We start from the raw sequence: 255 nt of genomic DNA, 5'->3' as shown, positions 1-255 counted from the left end.
AGTACGTCCAGAATCAGCAATCGCTTGCCCGCTATGGCGTGCGGGAGACGGAGATCACCGCGTTTGGCTGCGTGTCTCAAGGCCAGGCCCAGCGTCTGGGACAGTACACGCTGCTGACCAACCAACTGGAAACCGACACGATCCAATTCAGCGTCGGCCTGGATGGCGTAATCGCGCGCCCCGGGCAAATCGTGCGGGTGGCCGACCAGAACTACGCCGGCAAGCCCATCGGTGGCCGGTTGAAGGCATCGAGCA

The 255-nt window shown here is 62.7% G+C and carries 1 protein-coding gene; it reads left to right on the top strand.

Annotated features, from left to right (window positions below):
- Nucleotides 1–255, top strand: a 255-nt coding sequence (locus HAQ05_RS28305; RefSeq protein ID WP_190427766.1) for a phage tail protein, incomplete at both ends; no start/stop codon positions are given.

The sequence above is a fragment of the Pseudomonas typographi genome, from assembly GCF_014694385.1.
Classification (GTDB): Bacteria; Pseudomonadota; Gammaproteobacteria; order Pseudomonadales; family Pseudomonadaceae; genus Aquipseudomonas; species Aquipseudomonas typographi.
The sequence above is the reverse complement of the archived record's forward strand: the minus strand, read 5'-3'. Positions and strand labels throughout refer to the sequence as shown.